This window comes from Pseudomonas pergaminensis, assembly GCF_024112395.2.
In the GTDB taxonomy this organism is placed as follows: domain Bacteria; phylum Pseudomonadota; class Gammaproteobacteria; order Pseudomonadales; family Pseudomonadaceae; genus Aquipseudomonas; species Aquipseudomonas pergaminensis.
The window spans coordinates 3,271,178-3,293,577 of the sequence record NZ_CP078013.2; the positions used below are offsets into that span (position 1 = coordinate 3,271,178).

The 22,400-nt window shown below is 58.1% G+C and carries 18 protein-coding genes and 3 pseudogenes; 8 read left to right on the top strand and 13 right to left on the bottom strand.

The annotated features are described in order from the left end of the window. Positions 1-27: 27 nt before the first annotated feature. Both KUA23_RS14750 and KUA23_RS14755 read right to left on the bottom strand, forming a co-directional pair. A complete protein-coding gene (locus KUA23_RS14750; RefSeq protein ID WP_034105442.1) occupies positions 28-411 on the bottom strand; it encodes a nuclear transport factor 2 family protein in 384 nt (127 codons plus the stop codon). Positions 412-421: 10 nt separating this feature from the next. Next, positions 422-1,060: a TVP38/TMEM64 family protein gene (locus tag KUA23_RS14755; RefSeq protein ID WP_252994234.1), complete on the bottom strand. Its 639-nt coding sequence runs from the start codon at positions 1,058-1,060 to the stop codon at positions 422-424. Positions 1,061-1,350: 290 nt separating this feature from the next. Here KUA23_RS14755 and KUA23_RS14760 point away from each other — a divergent pair, with 290 nt between their 5' ends. Genes KUA23_RS14760 through KUA23_RS14770 form a run of 3 tightly spaced genes read left to right on the top strand, consistent with a single transcriptional unit; the run spans position 1,351 to position 4,175 of the window. Next, positions 1,351-2,118, top strand: a complete 768-nt coding sequence (locus tag KUA23_RS14760) for a sugar phosphate isomerase/epimerase family protein (RefSeq protein ID WP_252994235.1) — start codon at positions 1,351-1,353, stop codon at positions 2,116-2,118. A 9-nt stretch (positions 2,119-2,127) separates the two neighbouring features. Continuing rightward, the gene (locus KUA23_RS14765; protein ID WP_252994236.1) at positions 2,128-3,135 is read left to right on the top strand and encodes an LLM class oxidoreductase; all 1,008 of its coding nucleotides are present in this window, start codon (positions 2,128-2,130) and stop codon (positions 3,133-3,135) included. Positions 3,136-3,173: 38 nt separating this feature from the next. After that, positions 3,174-4,175 (top strand): zinc-dependent alcohol dehydrogenase family protein, encoded by a 1,002-nt coding sequence (locus KUA23_RS14770; RefSeq protein WP_252994237.1) that lies wholly within the window; start codon positions 3,174-3,176, stop codon positions 4,173-4,175. A 74-nt stretch (positions 4,176-4,249) separates the two neighbouring features. On the opposite strand, the gene KUA23_RS14775 is transcribed toward KUA23_RS14770, so the two are convergent. Genes KUA23_RS14775 through KUA23_RS14790 form a run of 4 tightly spaced genes read right to left on the bottom strand, consistent with a single transcriptional unit; the run spans position 4,250 to position 8,948 of the window. Then, positions 4,250-4,642, bottom strand: a complete 393-nt coding sequence (locus KUA23_RS14775; RefSeq protein ID WP_034105434.1) for a carboxymuconolactone decarboxylase family protein — start codon at positions 4,640-4,642, stop codon at positions 4,250-4,252. Positions 4,643-4,670: 28 nt separating this feature from the next. Next, positions 4,671-6,338, bottom strand: a complete 1,668-nt coding sequence (locus KUA23_RS14780; protein WP_252994238.1) for an MFS transporter — start codon at positions 6,336-6,338, stop codon at positions 4,671-4,673. A 34-nt stretch (positions 6,339-6,372) separates the two neighbouring features. Further along, positions 6,373-7,806, bottom strand: coding sequence for an aldehyde dehydrogenase family protein (locus KUA23_RS14785; RefSeq protein ID WP_252994239.1), 1,434 nt, complete (start codon positions 7,804-7,806; stop codon positions 6,373-6,375). A 14-nt stretch (positions 7,807-7,820) separates the two neighbouring features. Continuing rightward, positions 7,821-8,948, bottom strand: coding sequence for a zinc-dependent alcohol dehydrogenase family protein (locus KUA23_RS14790; protein ID WP_252994240.1), 1,128 nt, complete (start codon positions 8,946-8,948; stop codon positions 7,821-7,823). 192 nt (positions 8,949-9,140) lie between these two features. Between KUA23_RS14790 and KUA23_RS14795 the strand changes: the two genes are divergently transcribed. The 5 genes and pseudogenes from KUA23_RS14795 to KUA23_RS30355 all read left to right on the top strand — a co-directional run. Next, entirely contained in the window at positions 9,141-9,815 is a 675-nt protein-coding gene (locus KUA23_RS14795) for a GntR family transcriptional regulator (RefSeq protein ID WP_052211103.1), read from the top strand. Positions 9,816-9,929: 114 nt separating this feature from the next. Then, entirely contained in the window at positions 9,930-10,823 is an 894-nt protein-coding gene (locus tag KUA23_RS14800) for an NAD(P)-dependent oxidoreductase (protein WP_080758278.1), read from the top strand. Between the two features lie 77 nt (positions 10,824-10,900). Next, complete coding sequence (locus KUA23_RS14805; RefSeq protein WP_052211102.1) at positions 10,901-11,713, top strand: N-acyl homoserine lactonase family protein; 813 nt, start codon at positions 10,901-10,903, stop codon at positions 11,711-11,713. A 268-nt stretch (positions 11,714-11,981) separates the two neighbouring features. Then, positions 11,982-12,989, top strand: a pseudogene (locus KUA23_RS30350) (cache domain-containing protein); the annotation flags it as partial. Between the two features lie 261 nt (positions 12,990-13,250). Beyond that, positions 13,251-13,847 (top strand): annotated as a pseudogene (locus tag KUA23_RS30355) (methyl-accepting chemotaxis protein); the annotation flags it as partial. A gap of 58 nt (positions 13,848-13,905) precedes the next feature. Here the strand turns inward: KUA23_RS30355 and KUA23_RS14815 are convergent. The 7 genes and pseudogenes from KUA23_RS14815 to KUA23_RS14845 all read right to left on the bottom strand — a co-directional run bounded on the left by KUA23_RS14815 (position 13,906) and on the right by KUA23_RS14845 (position 22,278). Continuing rightward, the gene (locus KUA23_RS14815) at positions 13,906-14,817 is read right to left on the bottom strand and encodes an N-acyl homoserine lactonase family protein (RefSeq protein WP_252994242.1); all 912 of its coding nucleotides are present in this window, start codon (positions 14,815-14,817) and stop codon (positions 13,906-13,908) included. Positions 14,818-15,040: 223 nt separating this feature from the next. Continuing rightward, positions 15,041-16,051 carry a LacI family DNA-binding transcriptional regulator gene (locus KUA23_RS14820; RefSeq protein WP_034105426.1) on the bottom strand — a complete coding sequence of 337 codons (1,011 nt, stop codon included), beginning with the start codon at positions 16,049-16,051 and terminating at the stop codon, positions 15,041-15,043. A 61-nt stretch (positions 16,052-16,112) separates the two neighbouring features. Continuing rightward, the gene (locus KUA23_RS14825; protein WP_252994243.1) at positions 16,113-17,468 is read right to left on the bottom strand and encodes a c-type cytochrome; all 1,356 of its coding nucleotides are present in this window, start codon (positions 17,466-17,468) and stop codon (positions 16,113-16,115) included. Beyond that, a complete protein-coding gene (locus KUA23_RS14830; protein WP_252994244.1) occupies positions 17,465-19,243 on the bottom strand; it encodes a GMC family oxidoreductase in 1,779 nt (592 codons plus the stop codon). Before KUA23_RS14830 ends, KUA23_RS14825 begins: the two co-directional genes overlap by 4 nt. Before the next feature lie 81 nt (positions 19,244-19,324). Further along, complete coding sequence (locus tag KUA23_RS14835; protein WP_034105421.1) at positions 19,325-20,050, bottom strand: gluconate 2-dehydrogenase subunit 3 family protein; 726 nt, start codon at positions 20,048-20,050, stop codon at positions 19,325-19,327. Positions 20,051-20,502: 452 nt separating this feature from the next. After that, positions 20,503-20,747: pseudogene (locus KUA23_RS14840) on the bottom strand (type II toxin-antitoxin system ParD family antitoxin). Positions 20,748-21,009: 262 nt separating this feature from the next. Then, a complete protein-coding gene (locus tag KUA23_RS14845; RefSeq protein WP_034105418.1) occupies positions 21,010-22,278 on the bottom strand; it encodes a tyrosine-type recombinase/integrase in 1,269 nt (422 codons plus the stop codon). Positions 22,279-22,400: the final 122 nt, after the last annotated feature.

Here is a 22,400-nt window from a genome sequence, read left to right on the forward strand (position 1 = left end):
CAATGGGGCGCGGTTCAGGCGGGTGGGTTAAGGAGCAACGTGGGTGTGGTAAATCTTGCTGATGACGGTCCACTTTCCATCGACCTTCAGCAGGTTGAAGAAATCGGTGAAGCAGAAGCCGGAGATGTCATTGGTATCAATACGAGCGCTGGCAGCGGTGCCCACAATATCGACGTTGACGATGGCACCTTTGGCTTGCGGAGACGGGCGGAAAGCGCTGTCGATGATGTCGAACAGACCCTGGATCGGCCCACCGGTCAGCTTGCCTTCGCCATCGACACCAAAGATGGTGGCCTGCTCGCTGAAGGCAGGCTTCATCACGCTGCTTTTGGCTTGCTTTCCGCCTTCGTTGTAAAGGTTCAGCACCGCGACGATGGCGTTGTAGTCTTCGACGTAAGTTGGGTTGCTCATGGTGTTACTCCTAGTTTGAAGAGGGTTGAAGAAGGGCTTGGTTGATTGCTTTGCGTGCATATCGAGCGATGGTCAGTAAGGCGATCAATGCAACGACCAAACCCGCCCAAGTCATCACTTGAGTCGAGCGATTGGTCGTTACCTCGCCACTGATTATCTGTGCGACATCAGCCGCCAGAGAGCCCAGGTACGCATACAGAAATGTTCCAGGAAGCAGGCCGATCCAGGTAGCCAGCAGGAAATCACGACGGACGATTCGACTGGCTCCGAGGCCATAGCTCAGCGGAGCGAACGGCACGATGGACGCCAGGCGCAAGAGAAAAACAATCCGAAAACCGCCTGATTCGATAGCGAGGTCGACCGCTGCCGATTTGGAGCTGTTCGCCAGGCGTCGTTTGACCCAAGGGCGCATAAGCGATCTGCCCAAGGCGAACGCGACTGCTGCGGACAGCAAGCCAGCGGGCGAGATAAGCAGCGTTCCCCAAATCGGGCCGTACAAAAAACCCGCAAGCGCGGTGAGCATCGAGGCGGGCACAAAAGCGATAGTGGCCAGCACAAATATTGCGGCATAGAGCGCAATCCCGACGGCGTCGAGCGAGCGAACAACCTCGATCCAGTGCGCAATGTTGTGTACGGCCAGGTCTATCACTTCGCCTATTCCATTCTCTCGGTCGGTGGGGGTGCTTGCGGTCCAGCGCATCATTGACAGCCAATTAAATAGTGATCGCTACGTATTGTGTGTGTATTCTATAGCGATCACTACAGTTAGTGTCAAGACATTTGCTGTCGGTGTTGGTGAAGGCGAAGCGGACGTTTGGCGGTGCTTTGCGACCAATGCCTGACGGCCTGCGGGAGAGCACCATGACGCAAAAGTTTTACGCGCAGGACACCTGTTTCTACAGCTCCATGGGCACCTAAAGTTTTGAGGACAGGTGCGAGATGACTAAGGAGGTGGGTTATGACGCCACCTATCTTTCAATCTGGGATGGACGCAACTGGGCAGCTGTCCAGCAATTGAGCAGCGTCAAGGAGCGTTACGACCTGGAGGTAGCGGGCATCTACGTGGTACTCAACCTGCGCCTGGGCGTAGAGGCGGAGCAAAACGCGGGCATCTATCAAATGCTGAAAGTGGCGCCGCCAGGCTCCACCGTTGAATTGGCGATTAAAACCGCGGGGGACTTCCCGCGTTCGGACCCTGCGGGCGATGAGCCTGTGGTGCGCTGGTTGGCCGAAGCCTTGTCTATCGCGCAGCAGCGCAATATCCGCATCCTGATCTACTCGCATTTGCTGCACTGGAGCGAAAAGCACGACGACGCCCTGCGCATTTGTGAGCGACTCAATCACCCCAATCTGGGTATCGTTTTCTGCGGCTACCACTGGTACGCCGGCAACGGCGAGCGGCTGGGCGCCACGCTCAGGCGTGCGCTGCCCTTTCTCAAGCAAGTGAATCTTTCAGGTTCACGCCGCAGCCCTCTGGGCTGGGGCCAGACCGCGACCATTGAAACCCTCGACCAAGGCGAAATGGACAATTTTGCGGTCATGGCGCTGTTGACGCGTTTGGGTTACGACGGCTTTATCGGTTGGCAAGGATGGGATGAAAGCGGCGATGCCTTTACCAAGCTGCGCAAGTCGCTGCAGGCGCTTCGCTGCATGGACGAGCGCGTGCGCAAATTCCCGCATTGGGCCCGCCACGTCGATCATCAATAAGGAGTTTTTATGTTTTCGTTGTCCAGTACACCGTACCAGGCGTTACCGGGTTTTCGTCGGAGCTTCCAGCCTGGGAAACTGACCCTCGGTTTGTTTTTTCCAATAGAAGCCTACGAGGGCGATATGCCCACAATGCGCAACCAGGTAGCGTTGGCTCTGCAGGCGGAAAGGGCCGGTTTTGCCTCCTTATGGTTTCGCGACGTCCCGCTGCGCGATCCGACATTTGGCGATGTTGGGCAAGTCTACGACCCTTGGACTTACCTGGGCTATCTTGCCGGGCAAACCCGCGATATCGCACTGGGAACCGCCGCAATCGTTGTCCCCATTCGTCATCCGCTCCATTTGGCCAAGGCTGCAGCGAGCATCGATCAACTCAGCGGCGGCAGGTTGTTGCTCGGCGTGGCCTCTGGCGACCGTCCGGTTGAATACCCGGCTTTCAATGTGGAGTCCCACAGCCGTGGGGAGCGATTCGTCGAGCATTTGGAGGTTATGCGCAAATCCCTCAGCACTCAGTTCGAGCCGATTCGCTGGAGCGAAGGCGAGCTGAGGCATGCAGACCTGGTGCCCAAACCCTCAGGCCAGTCCATTCCATTATTCATTACCGGCAGCAGCCGTCAGACGTTGCAGTGGATTGCCAGGGAGGCTGACGGTTGGATCTCTTATCCGCGCGCCTTGGATAAGCAAAGGGATATTGTTCGCCTCTGGCACGAGACTGTGCGCGAGCAGGCAGGTGATGCCTTCAAGCCATTCAGTCAGTCCCTCTTTATCGACCTGACCCACGACCCCGATACCGCCCCTACACCTATTCACCAACGCTTCAGGTTAGGCCGTAATGCGCTGCTGGAGATGCTGCACACTCTGCAATCCTTTGGGGTTAACCATGTGATGATCCAGCTCAAATATGGGCAGCGCTCGGCCCAGGAGGTTCTGGACGAATTGGCCGAGTTCATCGTGCCGCAATTTCCCGCGCTGACACGAGGTCTCCAAACTGCGCCAACCATTGTTACTCAAAGGTAAAGACGGTCGTTTTACCAGGCTGTAAACAGGAGAGCGTCATGAGCATACAGACACAGATGCAGGCTCAGGTGTTGAGCGATTATGCCGAAGGTACATTCACCCTGACCCAGGTTGATCGCCCTTTGGCTGGAGTAGGCCAGGTGCTTGTCAAGATAGCGGCGAGCGGGGTCAACCCGATTGATTTCATGATCCGCAAGGGGCAGGCGCCCTATGCGATGCCTGAGCTTCCCGCGATCCTCGGCACTGATCTCGCCGGCGTGGTGGAAGCCGTGGGCGAGGGCGTCACCCGCTTCAAGGTTGGGGACGAAGTGTATGGGCTGACAGGTGGCGTGCGTGGTCTGCAAGGTTCCATGGCGGAGTACGCCGCCGTAGACGCCGACCTACTGGCCCTCAAGCCGAACAACCTCAGCATGCGCGAAGCCGCGTCAATACCTTTGGTATTTCTGACCGCGTGGGAGGGGCTGATCGATCGTGCTGGCCTGCAAGCGGGTCAGTCTGTGCTGGTGCAAGGCGGCGCCGGCGGAGTAGGGCACATGGCGGTGCAAATCGCGGTTGCTCATGGCGCCAAGGTGTTCGCCACAGCATCATCCCAAAAGCGCGGAATTGTTGAGTCCTATGGTGCAACGGCCATCGACTACCGCAGCAGTACCGTTGAGCAGTATGTAAAACAGCATACGGGTGGGGCAGGTTTCGATCTGGTTTACGATACCGTTGGCGGTCAGACCCTTGATGATTCGCTGGTCGCCGCTCGCGCCTATGGTCATGTATTGAGTTGCTTTGCGTTCGGCACTCACAACCTGGCGCCAAGCTCGCTGCGGTGCGTGACGGTGTCCGGGATTTTCGTATTGTTGCCGATGTTGAGCGGGGAGGGGCGTGCCCATCACGGTGAGATTCTGCGGCATGCCACACGCCTTGCCGAGGAAGGCAGGCTCGTTCCATTGCTGGACGAGCAGCGCTTCTCACTGGCCGACGCATACGCAGCGCATAGGTTGCAGGAGTCGGGCAAGATGGTTGGGAAGGTGGTTATTGATGTCGTTTGATGGCTGTCGGCAAATCGCGGCACTGTAATCACAACGCAAAACGCAGCCCGAGGGCTGCGTTTTGGTTTCCAGGCTTAACGGCGATGTTCGGTGTCCCAGGCCTTGATGGCTTCCGTGGCGACTCGGAACGCCGCCAATGCGCTCGGCACACCCGCGTAGATTGCAGCCTGCATCAACGCGGCGCGAATCTCCTCGACGGACACGCCATTGGTCAGCGCGCCCTTCACATGCACGCCCAGTTCATGGTGCTGGTTCATGGCCGTCAGCATGCCGATGTTGAGCAGGCTGCGGGTTTTGAACGGCAAGGTCTCGTCACCCCACACAGCGCCCCAGCAATACTCGGTCACCAGCGCTTGCATGGGTTTATTGAAGTCGTCTGCCGACGACCAGGACTTTTCGACGTGGGCGGCACCTAGTACGGCTTTGCGATTCTCGAAGCCTTTATCAAACAGCTCGTTATTGCTCATGGTTTCACCTGGCTCAGGGGAGGGGAGGTTAGAGATTGATGTCGATATCGCGCGTTTCGCGCAGGAAAAACAGACCAACTACAAACGACACGCCGATCCACGCCACCGGATACCAAAGGCCGAAGTAGATATTGCCCATCTGTGCCGAAAGGGCGAAGGCGATGGTGGGCAGCAGCCCCCCGATCCAGCCACTGGCAAAGTGGTAGGGGAACGACATGGACGTATAACGAATACGCGCCGGGAACATTTCCACCAGCATGGGAGCAACCGGCGTCAGCGAGATCACGCCGCAGAACACCAGCGCCATCAACAGCAGGAACACCTTGCCGCGCTGGAACTTCTCCGGGTCGGCTTTGAGGGGGTATCCCGCCTGGTCCAATTGGCTCTGCAACGAGGTTTTCAGCGCACCCATGCGATCCTTGGCGACCGCCGCATCGAGGCCTACCGTGCCTTCAGAGATCAACTGTGCCGAACCCACCTTGATCACCGCGTGGGCTTGCCCAGGAAGCGACTGGGTTTCGTAGCTGATGCCGGTTGCGGACAGGGCTTGTTTGGCAACGTCGCACGGGCTGCTGAAGGTGCGGGTACCGGTCGGATTGAACATGAACGAGCATTGAGACGTGTCAGTGACCAACGTCACCGGCGTGCGCTGTTCTGCGGCCATCAAGTCAGGGTTGGCGTAGAGCGCAACGCCTTTGTAGATGGGGAAGATGGACAGTGCCGACATCAGGAACCCCGCCAACAGGACGGGTTTGCGTCCGAGGCGATCACACAGCCAGCCCGCCAGCAAAAACATTGGCAGTGCCGTCATTAACGCCAGCGTCAGCGTGGTGTTGGCTTGTTGAGGATCGACCTTGAGATTCTGGGTCATGAAGAACGTGGGGTACAGCACTGCGATGTAGTAAGCGCAGGTCATGCCGCCACAAATGCCAAACAAGGCGATTATCAGGCGGCGCAGGTTGGCCTTGTCCAGAAAGGTTTCGCGCAGCGGTGATTTTGACAGGCGTTTCTCGGCTTTCATTTTCTTGAACGCCGGCGATTCTTCCATGCCCATCCGCACGGATATCGAGATACCCAGCAACACCAGCGAGAACAGGAATGGGATGCGCCAGCCCCAGGTGTTGAAGTCGTCGCCGCTGATGTACCGGCACGTCAGGATCACACCGAAAGCCAGCAGCAGCCCCAGGGTGCCGGTGGCCGAGATCCACGCCGTGTTGAGGCCGCGCTGGCGATTGGTTGAGTGCTCGGAGACGTATGTCGCCGCTCCGCCATATTCGCCGCCAAGCGCTAGACCCTGGAGCATCCGCAGTGCGATCAACAGACTGGGCGCAAGGATCCCGGCGTATTCATAGGTCGGCAACAACCCCACCGCCACCGTAGAAATACCCATGATCACAATGGTGATGAGGAAGGTTTTCTTGCGCCCGATGCGGTCGCCGATACGTCCGAATACAATGGCGCCAACCGGTCGCATCACAAAGCCGACCGCAAAGGTCAGCAATGCGAAGATAAACCCGGTGGCGGTATCCAGGCCGGAGAAGAAATTAAGCGCGATCACCGACGCAAGCGCGCCATACAGGGTGAATTCGTACCATTCGAACACGGTGCCCAGGGACGCGGCAGCGATTACCTTGAGCGTAGAGCGGTCTACACCTTGGGTGGATTTCAAGTCCACCGACTCAGCAGTCGTTTTCATTTTTTCACAACCTGTATTGTTTTTATTGGCGTGTTCAGTTTGCAGGTGCAAAGCCTACGATGGCCTTGGTTTCCAGGTATTCCATCAGCCCGTGTGCCCCCCACTCTCGACCATTGCCGGACTGTTTGAAGCCGCCGAATGGCGCGCCGATATCGGCCGGCGGATAGTTCAGGTGGACTTGGCCAGCACGCAGGCGACCGGCTATGTCGCGGGCGTGGTTCAAATCGGCGGATTGCACGTAGGCCGCCAAGCCGTAGGGCGTGCCGTTCGCAATTTCAATCGCTTCTGTTTCGCTGTGATAGGCAATGATCGACAGCACGGGGCCGAAGATTTCTTCTTGGGCGATGGTCATGTGCGGGGTTACGTTGGCGAACACCGTGGGCTGGGCGTAATAGCCTTGCTGCAGGCCCTCGGGACGGCCGACGCCACCGCAGATCAACTCGGCGCCTTCATCAATGCCTTGCTGCACAAGGGTTTGTACGCGCTCGAACTGAGCCCTGTTGACCAACGGCCCCAGCTGAGTGGTTTCATCCTGTGGATCACCGACACGGTACTTCGCGACCTCCGCGCGAGCGATTCGCACCACGTCGGCCATACGTTCTGCCGGTACCAGCATGCGGGTCGGGATCGAGCAGGATTGCCCGCTATTGGTAAAGCACGCGGCGATACCCTTGGCGACTGCCTGGCTGAAATCAGCATCGCCCAGCACAATATTGGCCGACTTGCCCCCCAACTCCTGAGCGACGCGTTTTACCGTGTCGGCCGCGGTTTTCGCCACGCGGACGCCGGCCTGGGTAGAGCCGGTGAACGACACCATGTCGATATCCGGGTGTGCACTGATAGCGTGGCCCACGCTGGGTCCGTCGCCATTGACCAGGTTGAAGACCCCTGGCGGTACGCCCGCTTCGTCCAGCACCTCGGCAAACAGCAAGGCTGAGAGCGCAGAGAATTCGCTGGGCTTGAGGACGATCGTGCAGCCGGCCGCCAGCGTCGGTGCGATCTTCACCACGATCTGGTTGATCGGCCAATTCCACGGAGTGATCAACCCACATACACCGATCGCTTCGCGACGTATCCGGGTCGTGCCATGCTGCTCGTCGAACTCGAAGTTGCGCAGAACACGAATGATTTCCTCGATATGCAGCGAGCCCCGTGCCGCCTGGGCCGCCCGGGAAAATGCAATTGGCGCGCCCATTTCCAGGGTCATCGCCTGGGCAAACTCTTCGTATCGGCGCTTATAGATGCTCAATACCCTCTCAAGCAAATCGAGGCGCTGCCCAGGCGTCCAGCGTGAATAGTCCGCGAACGCGCGGCGTGCAGCGTGTACTGCGCGCTCCACATCGTCGGCGTTGCCCATGGCCAGTTCGCCGTAGGCTTGCTCGTCAGCCGGGTTGATCAGGGTAAACGTGGCCTTGCCCATCGGCTCGACCCATTGCCCATCAATGTAGAACTTGTCTGTAGGGTACATGGCGACACTCCTGCTCAATCGAACGTGATGATCTGGCGAACGGCTTCACCGTCACGCAGCCGATCCATGCCGACGTTGATCTCATCCAGGGTCAATCGGTGCGTCACCAGCTTCTCGATTGGCAGGCGACCGAGACGGAATAATTCCAGGTAGCGTGGGATGTCACGGCTGGGCACGCTGCTGCCCATGTAGCTGCCGCGCAAGGTGCGCTCGTCAGCCACCAGGCCGACCATCGGCACCTCGAATGTCGCGTCCGGTCGAGCCAGGCCGGCGGTGACTACCTCGCTGCCGCGCTTGCCGACTTTCCAGGCCGTTTGCAACGCGGCGGATGCCCCCGCGAATTCCAGTGCCACATCCACACCGCCGCCGGTCAGGTCGCGGATGGCTTCGACCAGGTCCGGGTCGGCCGCATTAAACACATGCTGCGCCCCCAACGATTTGGCCATCGCCAGTTTTTCCGCATTGGTATCGATAGCGATCACTTGGCTGGCGCCCGCCGCTAGCGCGCCTAGCTGCGCCGCCAGGCCTACGCCACCCATGCCGACGATTGCGACGGTCGAGCCCAGTTTGATACTGGCGGTATTGGTCGCTGCGCCAACGCCGGTCAAGACGGCGCAGCCGAACAGTGCCGCATGCTCCAAGGGAATATCTCGGGCCACGCGCACCAGAGAGCGTGTCGAAACCACGGCGTATTCAGCGAATGCGGAGATGCCCGAGTGATGATTGAGGACTTGTTCCCCGCGCTGCAGGCGTCGATCACCGCGCAGCAGCGTGCCGGCCGCGCCCGCCACCGCACCGGGGCCGCAAAGAGCAGGGCGCCCGCCCGAACATTCAACACAATGGCCACAGGAGGCGACGAACACAGTCACGACATGATCACCCAGAACCAAGTCGTCGACATAAGGACCGACCGCCATGACCACACCCGCGGCTTCATGCCCGATTACCATCGGCAGCGGACGTGGCCGCACGCCTTCGATCACGGACAGATCGGAATGGCAGATGCCGGCTGCGGCGATCTTGATCAATACCTCGCCGGGTCCCGGGTCTCGTAGCTCAATCGTCTCGATGCGCAAAGGTCGGCTTTGGGCAAATGGAGTCGGCAAACCCATCTGGTCCAGCACGGCGGCTCTGATTTGCATAGGGGATCTCCTCTGAATCGATTGTTTTTGTGTAGTGAAGTTATCACTCGATTCGTATCACTGTATTACAATCTTACAGCATCAACAACACGGTTGTTGCACAGCGGATAGGAAAAAATTGCAATACAATAAGCCGGTCAATCAATCAGATCGTAGGTGTGCCTAATGTCACCAAAGGCCACGGAGACGGGAATGGAAAACGAAGAAATGCCGGTGATGGGCCGGCCGGAAACCTTGCGCGGCCAAGTCGAGACCTTTCTGCGTGAGGCGATCATGAATGGCCGCTTCGCGCCAGGCGAAAGGCTTGTCGAGCGTGAACTGTGCGAGTTGTTGCAGGTGAGTCGGCCGCCGTTGCGTGAGGCACTGCGTCGACTGGAAGCGGAAAAACTACTGGTGATCGTGCCGCACAAAGGGCCCGTGGTCGCCAGCCTGGATATTCGCGAGGCCAAGGAACTCTATGCATTGCGCGCCTTGCTTGAAGGCTTTGCGGTGCACGAATTTGCGCGCTTGGCGGATGCGGCGCAGATCAAAGCGCTGGAGCGAACTGTGAAGGAGTTGCACGCGCAGGCGAAGATTCCCAATCGTCGAGCTCTGCTGGTCGCCAAGACAAAAATTTACGACGTACTGCTGGGTGGTAGCGGTAACCGCCTGATCAACGAGGTGCTCCAGGGCCTCCTGTCGCGTATCAACCTGCTACGCGCTACCTCGTTCTCCCGCCCTGAACGTTTGGCGGAGAGTCTGGCGGAAATTGACGAAATGGTGGCTCGCATCAAGGCCCGCGATGCGGAAGGCGCTCGCGAGGTTGCGCAACTGCATATCAAGAACGCCGAAAATGCTGCGCTAGGCATGCTGGAAGATAGCGATTAATGGCTTAGATGTAATATTGACAGATTGTATTACAATGCTTAGGGTGTTCTCACAAAGCAGGCCACAGTTTGTGTGCAAAGTGGCTAGAGAATAATTCTACAAGCGAGAAACACTATGAACGACGTCAACCAAGGCATGCGTCCTACAGTTCTGTTCATCGGATTGGGGATGATGGGGCGCCCGATGGCAAGTCTCATTGCCAAGGCCGGTTACCCCTTATTGGTGAGCGACACCAACGATCAGGCTGTCGGCGAGTTGTGTGCCGAAGTGGGCGCCCATCGCCTGGAAAACGCACAGTCACTGGCCGACGTCCGTATCGTTATCACCATGTTGCCTAACTCCCGCATCGTGAATCAGGTGCTGGTGGGCGATTACGGCGTCGCCAAGCGACTGGCGCCGGGGGCATGCATCATCGACATGAGCTCCTCCGAGCCCCTCGAAACCCAGGCGTTGGCTGAACAGTTAAGTGAGTTCTCGCTGAGCTTTCTGGATGCCCCGGTTTCAGGCGGTGTGAAACGCGCTATTTCCGGGACGCTGCAAATCATGGTGGGTGGCGACGCCAACGTGCTCCAGCAACACCGCGAGCTGCTGGACGTCATGGGTAACTCCACCCATGTTGGCCCAAATGGCGCAGGTCATGCGGTCAAGGCGCTGAACAACTTTGTGTCTGCCACCGGGTTGTTGGCCACCGTTGAGGCGCTGCATGTGGGTGAGAAATTCGGCGTAGATCCGGCAGTGATGACCAGCGTGCTCAATAATGCTTCCGGCGGTAACTTCACCACGGCCAACAAGGTCAACCAGTTCATGCTCAGCGGCACTTACGCCTCAGGCTTCGCGTTGCAACTGATGGTCAAAGACCTGAAAATCGCTGTCACCCTTGCGGAGCAGATGGGGCAGCAGATGAAGCTCGGCCATGAGTGCCTGGCGGTCTGGCAGGAGGCGGCGCAAAGCACCACGCCTCAGACCGATCACACCGAGATGTACCGCATCATCGACGGCCACGGCTAGTCGACAAGCTGCGCGCTACCGTCCGGGGCGTCATTGCTACGCCCCGGCTCTTCTTCCAACTCCTGGGTATTAAAACCATGAACATCGCCCCCACGATTGAGCCTTTTGACGTGTTCGCGGTGAAATATGCCGAGCATCGGCGCACCGCCTCCTCGAACTTCCTGGGCGGCGACCCGCACGATGGGCCAATGCCCATGGATTACTTTATCTGGGTCGCGACCAACAGTACCGGCACCTGGGTGATTGATACCGGCTTCAACCAGGCCACGGCCCGCCAGCGTGGGCGAGACTTGATTCGTTGCCCGGCTGAATCATTGCGGATGCTCGGTATTGATGCGGCCGCCGTCGACAACGTGATCATTACCCACCTGCATTACGACCATGTGGGCAACTTCGATCTGTTCCCTGCGGCTACCTATCACCTTCAAGACAACGAGATGCTGTTTGCGACTGGGCGGCACATGGCTCACAAATGCGCGCACGAGGCCTATGACGTCGAAAATGTAGTCGGGATGGTCCGCGAGGTCTACCGCGGGCGTGTGCAGTTCCATGAAGGCGACGCCACATTGGCTCCCGGCGTGTCGGTGCACCTGGTGGGCGGGCACACCATGGGCTTGCAAGTCGTGCGCATTTTTACCCGCCGAGGCTGGATGGTTCTGGCCTCAGACGCCAGCCACTACTACCGCAACTTCATTGAGGACCGTCCATTCCCGATCGTCTTCAATGTGGACGATATGCGCAGTGGCTGGGCCCGAATCAGATCATTAGCCGACTCCGAACATCACATTGTCCCAGGGCACGATCCCTTGGTGATGAATCGCTATCCACCCTTTCCTGGCGCGTCGGAAGGCTCAATCTGCGTGCTCCATGAGCCCCCGATATACCGTTGATTCCAGACGCTCTCGACTGTTGGTTACTGATCAATATTATTTGTATGAAAACTTAAATCTTATTGTTTTTATTTTTTGCGGCCGCCCGCTACTGTCCATTCCGCGCGTAACCAAGCCACAACCTCAGGGCCACCTCGTTCTACGCAACCCTCTTATAAAAATGACTCGATAACATTCCGGAGTGCAGATGAACGTCAAACAGAAATTGACCTGGGCGTTTGTGGTGATCGCCTGCTTGCCTGTGTGCCTGATTGCGACACTGGTGGTCATGGATTTGCGCAATGACGCCCGCGATGATTTTATCGAGGGCAGTAACCGCGAAATACGCCAGGTCGACACTGCCATGCAGTTGTACTTCGAAAGTATTCGCCAGAACGTGGATTACCTTGCCTCTCAGCCGTTATTGCGCAACGTTGACGGCAGCCTGAAAAACTATAGCGGCGCCAATGCTCCCAGCATTGCGCAGGGCGCCTTGGATAAGCAGATCTTTGAGTTTTATGCGCACTTGGCCAAAAGCCATTCGGCGTATTCCAACATCATCTTCGGTAACAGCGCGGGCGGTTTTGTGTCCTGGCCTGATAATCCGAACCGGGCCAATTACGACCCTCGTGAGCGGCCTTGGTATAAATCTGCGATGAGCAGCCCGGGCAAGACCCTGCGCACTGACGTTTACTACTACGCGCCTAAGGATGCGGTGTATGTCAGTGTCGTTCGCAGCATCGATACCCAGTTGGGCAGCAACAGCGGCGTGATCAGCATCGATGTGTCGTTGCAACAACTCACCGAAATCATCAAGCACATCAAACTCGGCGAGAGCGGCTACCTGATGCTTGTCGAACGCGACGGCAAGGTGTTGGTTGACCCTCAGCAACCTGCGCATAACTTCAAGACGCTTTCAGAGATCGGCAGCGGCTATGAACAGTTGGCCAGCTCCGGCAAAGGTGCGTTTGAAGTTGAGCTCAACGGTGAACGGTATATGGCCAACGTCTGGCCTTCCGACCAATTGGGTTGGAGTTTTGTGGGCCTGATCAAACAACAGGAAGTGATGAGCTCGGCGACCCACTTGGCGTGGGTGATTGCGACCATTGCCGGCGTGCTGGCGCTGGTGTTTGCGCTGGTGGGGGCGAGCTTCGCAGGCTTGATCGTAAGACCGATCCGCAGCGTCGCCAGCGGCCTGCAAGGCATTGCTGAAGGCGACGGCGATCTGACCCAAAGCCTTCAAATACGCGGTAACGATGAAACGGCGCAGTTGGCCAGCTGGTTCAACCAATTCCTCACCGCGATCCGCAGCATGATCAGCAGCATCGGCCAAGCAGCGCATAATATTCTGACCACATCCAACGCCGCCACGCAGGTGTCCAGCGACATGGCTGAGGTTGCAGGGCGCCAGCGTGAGGCCGTGGATATGGTGTCCACTGCGTTCCATGAAATGGTGGCCACCGCCAACGAGATTGCGCGTGCCTGCAGTCAGGCTGCGGAGTCAGCGGACAGCGGCTGGAGCAAAGCGCGCGAGGGTCAGCAGCAGATTGATGCGGCGGTCAGCAGCGTTGATCAGTTGAGTCATGAAATCGAGAAGTCCGCCGAGTCGATGCAACAACTGGAGCGTGACAGCAACGATATCCAGTCGATCCTTGGCACCATTCGTTCAATCGCCGAGCAAACCAACCTGCTCGCGCTGAACGCCGCCATCGAAGCTGCACGCGCTGGCGAACAGGGTCGTGGGTTTGCCGTGGTCGCAGACGAGGTTCGGGCGTTGGCCAAACGCACGGCCGACTCCACCGCCGAGATCGACGGCCTGCTGGGCACCTTGGCCAAGCGTACGGGGCTTGTTACACACCAGATGCGTGCCAGCCTGGATGTCTCGCAACAGTCGGTTAGTCGTATCGGCGTGGCGCGCACCAGCTTTGGCCTGATCCGCGATTCAGTGGATGTGATTCGAGACATGAACACTCAAATCGCCACGGCAGCAGAGGAGCAGCATCAGGTCGCCGAAGGCATCAATCTGCATATCAGCCAGATCCATGGCGATGCGCAACGTGTCGCAGAGTTGGCTGAATCGGCGCGTTTGAAGTCATCAGGCTTGGCCGGGTTATCTGCGGAGCTGGACAGTCTGGTCCGGCGTTTCCGTACCTGACGAGCGCGCTGGACGAGGGCCACTTCCGACATTGGCCCCCGTTGTGTGGCGCTAATGCTTAGTCGTACCAGGCAGGCGATTTCAGCGCGTTACGCACGAACTCAGTGCTGTGACCGATCCACAATTGCGAGTGGGTCTGCATGAGGAAATCTTCCATGGCCTGTCGCGATTCTGGCGTGCCGGCATGCTTTTCTTTGTCAGGCATACGGTTCTTCGTACGTTCTTCGGGATAGTGGTAAAGGTCGCCGGAAATCAAGACCCCGCCGTATTGCTTGAGCTTCACGTACAGCGATTGGTGGCCGGGGGTATGGCCAGGGGTTTGTTTCAAAATGACTGAGCCATCGCCAAAAACATCGTGGTCGCCCTTAAACAACTGCTGTGGGTTGTGTTTGAGTGAGGCAAAAGAGGCCGCGTTCTCCGGAGTGGCCTGTGCGCTGAACATAAAGTCCTGCTCGGCTTTGGAAGTCAGCCACGTTGAGGCGGGGAATTCGCTGATGTTACCCACGTGATCGAAATGCGAATGTGAAAGCGCGAGGTAGTTAATGTCCGAGGGTGCGACTCCGATGTCGGCCAACTGGCTGAGCAGTGTCTTGGTAACGATTTGCCCGTACCCATCGATGGCATTTTCATACACCGGACGACCAATCAAACGGTCAGACAGTCCGGTGTCGAACAACAAAACGCCTTTGGGGTGCATGACCAGATAGCAGGTGACCGGCATGTTGGTATCAACCACTTCCTCACGCGTCAGGTTGTAAGACTCCGGGTGGTTGTATATCAGCTGTCCACAATCGAGCACGTAGACGCGCAAGGTTTTAACGATCGGCAGCGGGGCCATTGCAGGCCGATGCTGGGTGGGTGAAGAGGGAAGTGTTTGGGCGTTGACCCACCCTGCGCCGCATAGCGCAGCCGCCATGCACAAGCCCAACCCAAGTGCCTTTTTGCCGATTGTAATGCGCTCATTTTTCATCATGGTCTTCTTGTTTTTAAGGTGAATGATTTCGCACTTATCGCAATGCGGGTCGCCGTTGTGTGGATGAATGGAGTCAATCAACTCGTAAAAGCAAACGACGCGCGTAGGTAGTGAGTGCGAAAATCACTCTAATTAATTGTATTACAATGTGTCAATATTATTGATAGGTTGTGCTGTGACTTATTGATCGAAACTGAATGGCAGAACGCGTCTTGGGAGGTCAGAGGTTTTCGTCGATAACGATCTTCATCGCCAGCGGCAGTACGGGGGGCGCATCGACTATTCCCTGCTGATGCAGCAGGTAATCGATACAGGCTTGCACCTGGCCTTCCGGGTCTTGGTCCAGTACCAGCGACATCACGCCCTGGCGTAGCAGGCTTGCATGCAATGCGCTGGCCTCGTGACCGATCCACACGGGGTGTGCATCTGCCTGGGCAAGGGCCGCTTGAATACCCAGCGATCCGCTGCCGGTGTCGTATAGCCCTGCCAAAGGTTGATCTGCAAGGCATTGCGCGACGACTGCGCGGGTGAGTTCATCGTCGTCGAAGCACTCGATCGGGCCGATAACGCGTGTGTCGGGGGCATGCTGCGTCATCACGTCGATAAAGCCCTTGGCCCGCTCCTGGTGAGCAAAAAAGGCCAGTGAGTTGACCACCAGCAGAACCAGCCCCGGCTGCGGCCCGACCCACTGGCTCATCAACCGTCCGGCGCTGCGCCCCGCGGCGTGGTTGTCGATGCCGACATACACAGCACCTTGTACATCGGTGAGGTTGCTGGTGAGTAAAACGGTGGGCGTGCCGCCCTGCACGATTGCGTTCAACGCCTGCTGCACGGTGGGCGTATCGGGGGCGACCACAATCATGCCGTGGCGACGCGAGCGCGGTTTGCGCAGGGCGTCGAGCAGTTGCTGCGGTGCGCCCTCCGCCCAGCGTTGATGGCGCAGCGTAAGGTGGGCGCTGAGGCGTTGGGCTTGGCGTTCGAAGGCTGCAACCAGCCGCTTGAAGTGGTCGGTGGCGCTGTCGCTCAGCAACACATCGACAATCATTGGGCCGGTAAATGGCGCAGGCAGGCCCGGGCGGATGCCCAGGGCGCGTGCCACGGTCAGCACCTTGCGCCGTTTAACATCAGACACCTTGCCACGGTCATTGAGCACACGGTCCACGGTGCTCAGGCTGACCCCCGCCAATTCTGCGACCTTCAACAGACCGTGACGTTTGACTGTGCTGCTCATGCCAAGCACGCTTCCTGTGAGAGGGTGGGCCTGTGAGTGTACCGGCAGGCCCGATATGGTGTCAGCGAGATGTGCCGTCCGCGCTCAATTGCGCTGGCAATTTGCGTGCCTCGCGTACCTCTGCAACCTGTTGGGCGGTCACCTGCGGCGCGGCATTACCCCAGCTGTTGCGGATGTAGGAGAGTGTTGCCGCAATCTGCTGGTCCGATAGCTTCCACGCAAAGCTGGGCATTGCGCCGCTGGTGGGATTGTCGAGGGTCACCGCGCCGCGCCCGCCTTCCAGCGCCGTGGTGATCAAGCTTTGCGCATTTTCAGCCTGGATTCCGGGGTTGCCAGCCAGGCTCGACGCCAGTTGATTGATCCCCTTGCCATCACTGTTGTGGCACGCCGAGCAATTGGCCGAGTACACGTTGGCGCCTTGTTGCATGGTCTTGTCGCTGGCGTGGAGCGGGCGAGGGCTGCGAACGTCCGAGCCCGGCAGAGTTTTGAGGTAGGCCGCTATGGCGAACAGGTCTTCATCGCGCATATGCTGGGTCGAGTTTGTGACCGCTTCGGCCATCGGCCCGGACGCTACGGCCACGTGGTTACTGCCGGTCTTGAGATATTGCACCACTTGCATATCGCTCCAGCCGCCGATACCGACGTAGGGGTTGGCGGTAATTTCCGGTGCATGCCAGCCCGCCAGTTCGCCGCCTTGCAGGTACGCGCCCTTCTTGTCACCACCGAGGAAATTCTTCGGCGTATGGCAAGCCGCACAGTGCCCGAGGCCGTCGACCAGGTAGGCGCCGCGGTTGATCTGTTCGGTAGCACCTGCCACCGGTTTGAACGGCGTGTTATCAAAGAACAGCAGGTTCCAGCCCGTCATCATCAGGCGGATGTTGAACGGGAAGGGCAGTTGATTGGACACGACTTCGTTATTTACCGCCGGAACCGTTTGCATGTACGCCCAGAGGTCGTGCATATCCTGGTTGCTGACTTTTACGTAGGCGTTATAGGGCATCGCCGGGTAAAGGTTCTCGCCATGCCGGCCTTTGCCTTCACGCACCGCTCGGGTGAACTCCTGCTCAGTCCAGGCACCAATGCCGGTGTTTTTGTCGGAGGTGATGTTGCTGGCGAGCAGCTTGCCGAACGGCGTTTCCAGTGCATAGCCACCGGCAAAGGGTTTTCCACGATGGGGGTCGGTATGGCAGGCCGCGCAGTCACCGGCTATGGCAACGTAACGGCCGCGCGTTACGGCGGGGTCTTCCTGTGGCTGAGTGCTGGGCGCCTTTATCCCGGCGCTGTGGTCGGCCTGTTGCCCTGGCTGTGCAATGCTGTCCGCCGCATCGGCAACGCTGAATGCACCGTACAGGCCGATGGCCGAGCCCAGGGACAATGCGGCGGTGGCTGTCAAGGCCATGCGAAGACGCGGGTTCATGCTGGCATCTCCACCAGTGGACCGGGTTTGGCCAGGTATTGATCGATGATCGCCTTGGCGGTCCACAGGCTCAGGGCCCCGATGGTCGAGGTGGGGTTATAGCCGGCGTTGTTGGGGAACGACGAGGCGCCCAGCACGAATACGTTGTGCACATCCCAGCTCTGCTGATAGCGGTTGAGTACGCTGGTTTTCGGGTCCAGGCCCATGACCGCGCCACCGATGGTGTGGTCGCTGGACGGTAAGTACGGCCCGTAGTTGACTGCGGCGGCATCAAAGCCGTTAACGATTTTCGCGCCCATGGCCTTGCCGATTTCTACAGCTTTTTCTTCGGTGAAACGGGCCATGCGCCGATCGTTTTCGTTGTAGTCAAAGGTCACGCGAATCAACGGGTCACCGTGGGCGTCGTGGTACTCCGGATCCAGATCTAGATAGCACTCGTTGTGGGAAAAACTGGTGCCCTGGTTGAAGATGAATGTGCCGTTCTGGAAGGCATGGTTATAGGCCTTTTTCCATTCGCTGCCCCAGCGTGGCGTGCCTGGCGGCACGGCATCGGCGTTACCGATGGGGCGTGCGCCACGGGCGACCACGAGGATTCCGGCCCCGCCGATAAAGTCCTTGCCGGTGTGGTCGAAGTTGTCGCCGTTATAGTCGTCGACCTGGGCGGAGAGGGCGCCTGCGCCAATGTACTGATTGAGTTGTTCGTCCTCGAAAAACAGATTGGCACCGGACACGGTCTGGAAGCTGTAGGCTCGGCCCACGACCCCGGTGCGCGTTTCGGGGTTGTAGGGTTTGCCGATTTTCGAGAGCAACAGCAAGCGTACGTTTTGCATCTGGAAGGCAGAGAAAATGACGATGTCTGCCGGTTGCTCCCACTCCATCTTATTACGGTCCAGGTAGCTCACACCGGTGGCGGTTTTTCCGTCTGCGGCGAGGTTGGCGCGCAGCACGGCCGACTCAGTCAGTACGGTAAAGTTGCTGCGTTGCATCAATGCTGGGATCACGCAGGCATTGGGGCTGGACTTGGAAAAGTTGCCGCAGCCGTAATACAGGCAGTAACCGCAGTAGGTGCAAGGCCCCATGCGCACTCCCAGCGGGTTGGTGTAGGCCTGCGACGCCTGGCCGGCGGGTACCATGAACGGGTGCAGGCCAAGTTTTTTGGTGCCGTCAGTGAACAGGTCGGTCAGCCGAGTGGTCGCCAGTGGCGGCAGCGGGAATTCACTCTTGCGGTTGCCTTCAAAGATATTCGCGCCGTCGATCTTCTCGCCCTTCAACACACCGGCCTTTCCCGATACGCCGGCGATCCGTTCGAAGCGCTCATAGAAGGGCTCCAGGTCGTCATAGGTGACGCCCCAGTCCTGCACGATCAGGCCCTTTTCAATCTGCTGCTTGCCGTAGCGCTTAAGGGTAAAGCTGTAAGGCTCGAAGTCGAACGGCAGGAAGCGCCACGCCATGCCGGCCCAGTGCGTACCTGAGCCGCCGACGTTGTAGCCCAACTCGTTCATGCTCCAGTCGCGGGTCGGCAGGGCAGTTTGCGAACGGTTGTTGCGGAACGTGGTGGTCTCGATGGCCGGCGGTAGCAGCATGCTGCGGCGGGTGTCCCAGCGCAGCTCGTCGGTGTCTACCGAGGGCGGAAAATCAGTGGTGGTTTCAAACCACGGACCACGCTCGATCGCGATGACATTCAGCCCGGCGCGGGTCAGTTCTTCGGCAATCAGCGAGCCGCACCAGCCGAGGCCGACAATCACTGCGTCGACTTTGGGGCGTACATTGGACATTCAGGAATTCCTCTTCGTTACAGCGAATCACGGTCAGTCGGCGATGATGGCAAGGCCTCATCACTCAAGTGTTCTAGGGGATCAGAGCGTGTTATCGATCAGGCTGGTGGGGATGATGTTGAGCTTCTGGCCCTTCTTGGCGATAACGTCACGGAAGTCATAGCGTGCGCCGGGGAAACCAAGCATTTTCCAGCTCGCCATGCCTTTGTTGCCGCCGTAGATCGGGTCAGACAAGAAGCCTTCACGCACGTTGGCCAGCACCTGTTCGAAGATCTCCTTGGCGCCGTCGTCAAACTCGGAACCAACCTTGACCGCGTTTTTTTCGAAGCTGTGCAGCACCAGGTCCTGTTGCTCGCCTTGCAGTTGCAAGAAGGGTTTGCCGAACTGCCCCTGGCTGTATTCGTCAATCGCTACCAGCCCCTTGCGCCAGCGGTCGGCGGGGGTGAGTGCGGACTGCGTGCCTTGCTCGAACGTACCTTTGACGAAACGTCCCAGCCGATACAACGTGGCGCCCTTGCCGTAGTCACCGGCCAATTGGCGGTCGATAAACGTCGCGCAACCGGCTTCCTTGCCTCCGATCGACAGCTCGTCCGTTGGAATCAACCGTTCGGCAATCGCTTCGGTGGTTTGAAATTCATGTTGATTGAAGAACGCCAGGCCGCCCTGACGTACGCTGGGCAACGCTGGCAGGCTGGCCGTGGCCGGTTCCCAGGGTTGGCCACCGGTAATTTCCTCGGTGCGTGCAACGGGTAATGTCGACGCAGCCGCCAGCGCGATGGCCGATGATAAGAAGTCTCTGCGCTGCATGGGGGTTCCTTAGAGGATCAGGCACGTTTCCCATGCGCGCACGGCAGCGCCCGCAGGGCTTGGGGCCAGCGGCAATCACACGAACATGGGCGGCGCAAGATGAACGAGCGAGGTGATTCAGAATGTTTCTATTGGGGAGTTTAGGGTGCGTCAAATGACCGCGCTATTAAAACTTTTGACGTGAAACCCTCAAAATATTGACCGATAAAAAATTCCAATCTATTGATAATACAAATCTTTTTACGTTTTTGCTTCAACAGCAGAAACGGGTGAGCAATTACGAGCGCGGTCATTTTTGCCCGTGCTAAGTGGAGGCTTGATGCTCGGACCCGGGACTCGGATTGAGCGGCAGGAGCGATCATTGACTACGCGGCGGGTCTATCCGGTCATGCAGGGTACGAATGATCAAAATCCCTTCGAGGTCACGTTCGCCCGCAGGGGTAAGGCGGTATTCAGCCATGGGTGTTCAGCATCAGCTGTTAAACGCTTCAGCATTAAACGCGCGAGGTTTGCCGCTGGCCTCGCCCTCAAGCAAGGCAGCACGGATGGCGTCTACCTCTGCAGTGCGCTCCTGCTCGCGACGAATCAAGTCGCGAATATACTCGCTGTCATTGGTGTAATGGCCAGCCTCAATCTGGCCCTTGATCCAAGTGTCCTGCTGGTCCGTAACGGTGATGGTTTTTCGTACCGCTGCCATGGGATGCTCTCTGATAGGTCAGAAGTGGTGCGAAATATCATACTATTGGTTCGATTTTGCGCGCCGCAGATGAGTGGTCAAAGGCTGCCAATCGGCGCACTCACCGTTGGTATTTTCACGTTTGAAAGCCCCAGAAAACAAGTACATCATCAAGTATTCTTGCATCAGCGTAATAAAATAAAATCCATATAAATCAACGATTAACCCACCCAATGCCTGTCTCGTTTCCCTCTCCAATTTTTTTAATGGTTTCTCTGCATCATCAATCGGTGGTGGCTCGCGCCGCGTTTTGCCGCAACTGGTCTAAGTAGTTCGCCCATTGCTGAGCCGCCTCCCTGCGTTGCACTAGCAGTTGAGCGCGTGCATACACAGCCCCCAGCGCACCTGGCATACGGTGAGATAGCGAGAGTTCGAGCACGATTGGGTCAATACCCAGGTGCTCGTGAGCGATGGTCCGGTAGGTGGCGCGAAAGCCGTGAGCAGTGATGTCGTACTCCGGCCAGATGCGCTGGAAGGACTTGAGCATGGAGGTTGGGTTTATGGGACGTCCTGGATAGACCGGCGAGACGAACACCCAGCCTTTGCCTTCTTCATCCACCACGCGGGTTTTACGTAGCTCGCGTAACAGAACCAACGCTTGTTCAGGCAACGGCACGATGTGTTTGCTCTTGTCCAGATGCTTGGTCTTGCTCACCACATAACGCCAATCGGCGCCCACCAAGTCGACATCTTCCCAGCGCATCTGCACCAGTTCGCCTGGGCGGACCGGCAACATGACCAGCAGGCGCATTGCGGTAGCAACGCTGCCGTCATTGCAGTCATCAAGGCGTATAAGAAACCTGCCTAGGTCGGATGGCCTTTCGATCGCCGGGTTGCTGGTCACGATGTGGCGAATCTTCAACTCCTCAATGTTGCTGAGAGCCACGTTGCGCTCCACCCAGCCGCGACCTTCGGCAAAGCCCAGAACGGCACGTATGATGGTGCGCACGCGTCGGGCCATGGCCATGGTGCGCTGGCGGCGCAACTCGGTGATGATCGTAGTGATGTGCTCCAACTTGATCTCGCTGATCGGTTTTTTGCCAATGGCAGGCAAGATGTGGTTGTTCAGCGCTCCGGTAAAGCCCGAGATGGATTTGGTCACCAGGTCGGCTGACTTGAATGCCAACCATTGCTCGGCCACGTAAGCGAAGGTGCGCTCTTCATTGAGCAACTGTGCCTCGATCTTGGCGGTCTTGGCCTTGAGCGGAGCGGTGTGGTTAGCCACGTCGCGGCGTGCGCCGCGGGCAATGTCGCGCGCCTCCTTGAGGCCAATGTCGGGGTAAGCGCCGATGGAGAAGCGGTTTTCCTTCCCATGCAGCCGATACTTCAATCGCCAAACCTTGGAAGGGGATTTGCCGACCTTGCTCGACGCTCTGACCTCCAAATAAAGGCCAGGAACTTCGCCATCGGCGTGTTTACCTGGTTCGGTCAGAGAGCGGATCAAGGCATCGCTGAGTTTTCGTTTGAAAACAACCACATTGTCTGGGGGCATCGGTGGGGGCATCCTTTTTAAGGAACCGAAATTTGCCCCCAATTATGCCCCCATGAGTCGTGGAATCCATTGGATTTAGACAGGCGGCAATGGACTTAAATAACCAGTAACTTGTTGTTATA

Bases quoted from the DNA above. Each gene is read 5' to 3' on its own strand.
- KUA23_RS14750 (WP_034105442.1), bottom strand. From the start codon at position 411: ATGAGCAACCCAACTTACGTCGAAGACTACAACGCCATCGTCGCGGTG.
- KUA23_RS14760 (WP_252994235.1), top strand. From the start codon at position 1,351: ATGACTAAGGAGGTGGGTTATGACGCCACCTATCTTTCAATCTGGGAT.
- KUA23_RS14765 (WP_252994236.1), top strand. From the start codon at position 2,128: ATGTTTTCGTTGTCCAGTACACCGTACCAGGCGTTACCGGGTTTTCGT.
- KUA23_RS14770 (WP_252994237.1), top strand. From the start codon at position 3,174: ATGAGCATACAGACACAGATGCAGGCTCAGGTGTTGAGCGATTATGCC.
- KUA23_RS14775 (WP_034105434.1), bottom strand. From the start codon at position 4,642: ATGAGCAATAACGAGCTGTTTGATAAAGGCTTCGAGAATCGCAAAGCC.
- KUA23_RS14780 (WP_252994238.1), bottom strand. From the start codon at position 6,338: ATGAAAACGACTGCTGAGTCGGTGGACTTGAAATCCACCCAAGGTGTA.
- KUA23_RS14785 (WP_252994239.1), bottom strand. From the start codon at position 7,806: ATGTACCCTACAGACAAGTTCTACATTGATGGGCAATGGGTCGAGCCG.
- KUA23_RS14790 (WP_252994240.1), bottom strand. From the start codon at position 8,948: ATGCAAATCAGAGCCGCCGTGCTGGACCAGATGGGTTTGCCGACTCCA.
- KUA23_RS14795 (WP_052211103.1), top strand. From the start codon at position 9,141: ATGGAAAACGAAGAAATGCCGGTGATGGGCCGGCCGGAAACCTTGCGC.
- KUA23_RS14800 (WP_080758278.1), top strand. From the start codon at position 9,930: ATGAACGACGTCAACCAAGGCATGCGTCCTACAGTTCTGTTCATCGGA.
- KUA23_RS14805 (WP_052211102.1), top strand. From the start codon at position 10,901: ATGAACATCGCCCCCACGATTGAGCCTTTTGACGTGTTCGCGGTGAAA.
- KUA23_RS14815 (WP_252994242.1), bottom strand. From the start codon at position 14,817: ATGAAAAATGAGCGCATTACAATCGGCAAAAAGGCACTTGGGTTGGGC.
- KUA23_RS14820 (WP_034105426.1), bottom strand. From the start codon at position 16,051: ATGAGCAGCACAGTCAAACGTCACGGTCTGTTGAAGGTCGCAGAATTG.
- KUA23_RS14825 (WP_252994243.1), bottom strand. From the start codon at position 17,468: ATGAACCCGCGTCTTCGCATGGCCTTGACAGCCACCGCCGCATTGTCC.
- KUA23_RS14830 (WP_252994244.1), bottom strand. From the start codon at position 19,243: ATGTCCAATGTACGCCCCAAAGTCGACGCAGTGATTGTCGGCCTCGGC.
- KUA23_RS14835 (WP_034105421.1), bottom strand. From the start codon at position 20,050: ATGCAGCGCAGAGACTTCTTATCATCGGCCATCGCGCTGGCGGCTGCG.
- KUA23_RS14845 (WP_034105418.1), bottom strand. From the start codon at position 22,278: ATGCCCCCAGACAATGTGGTTGTTTTCAAACGAAAACTCAGCGATGCC.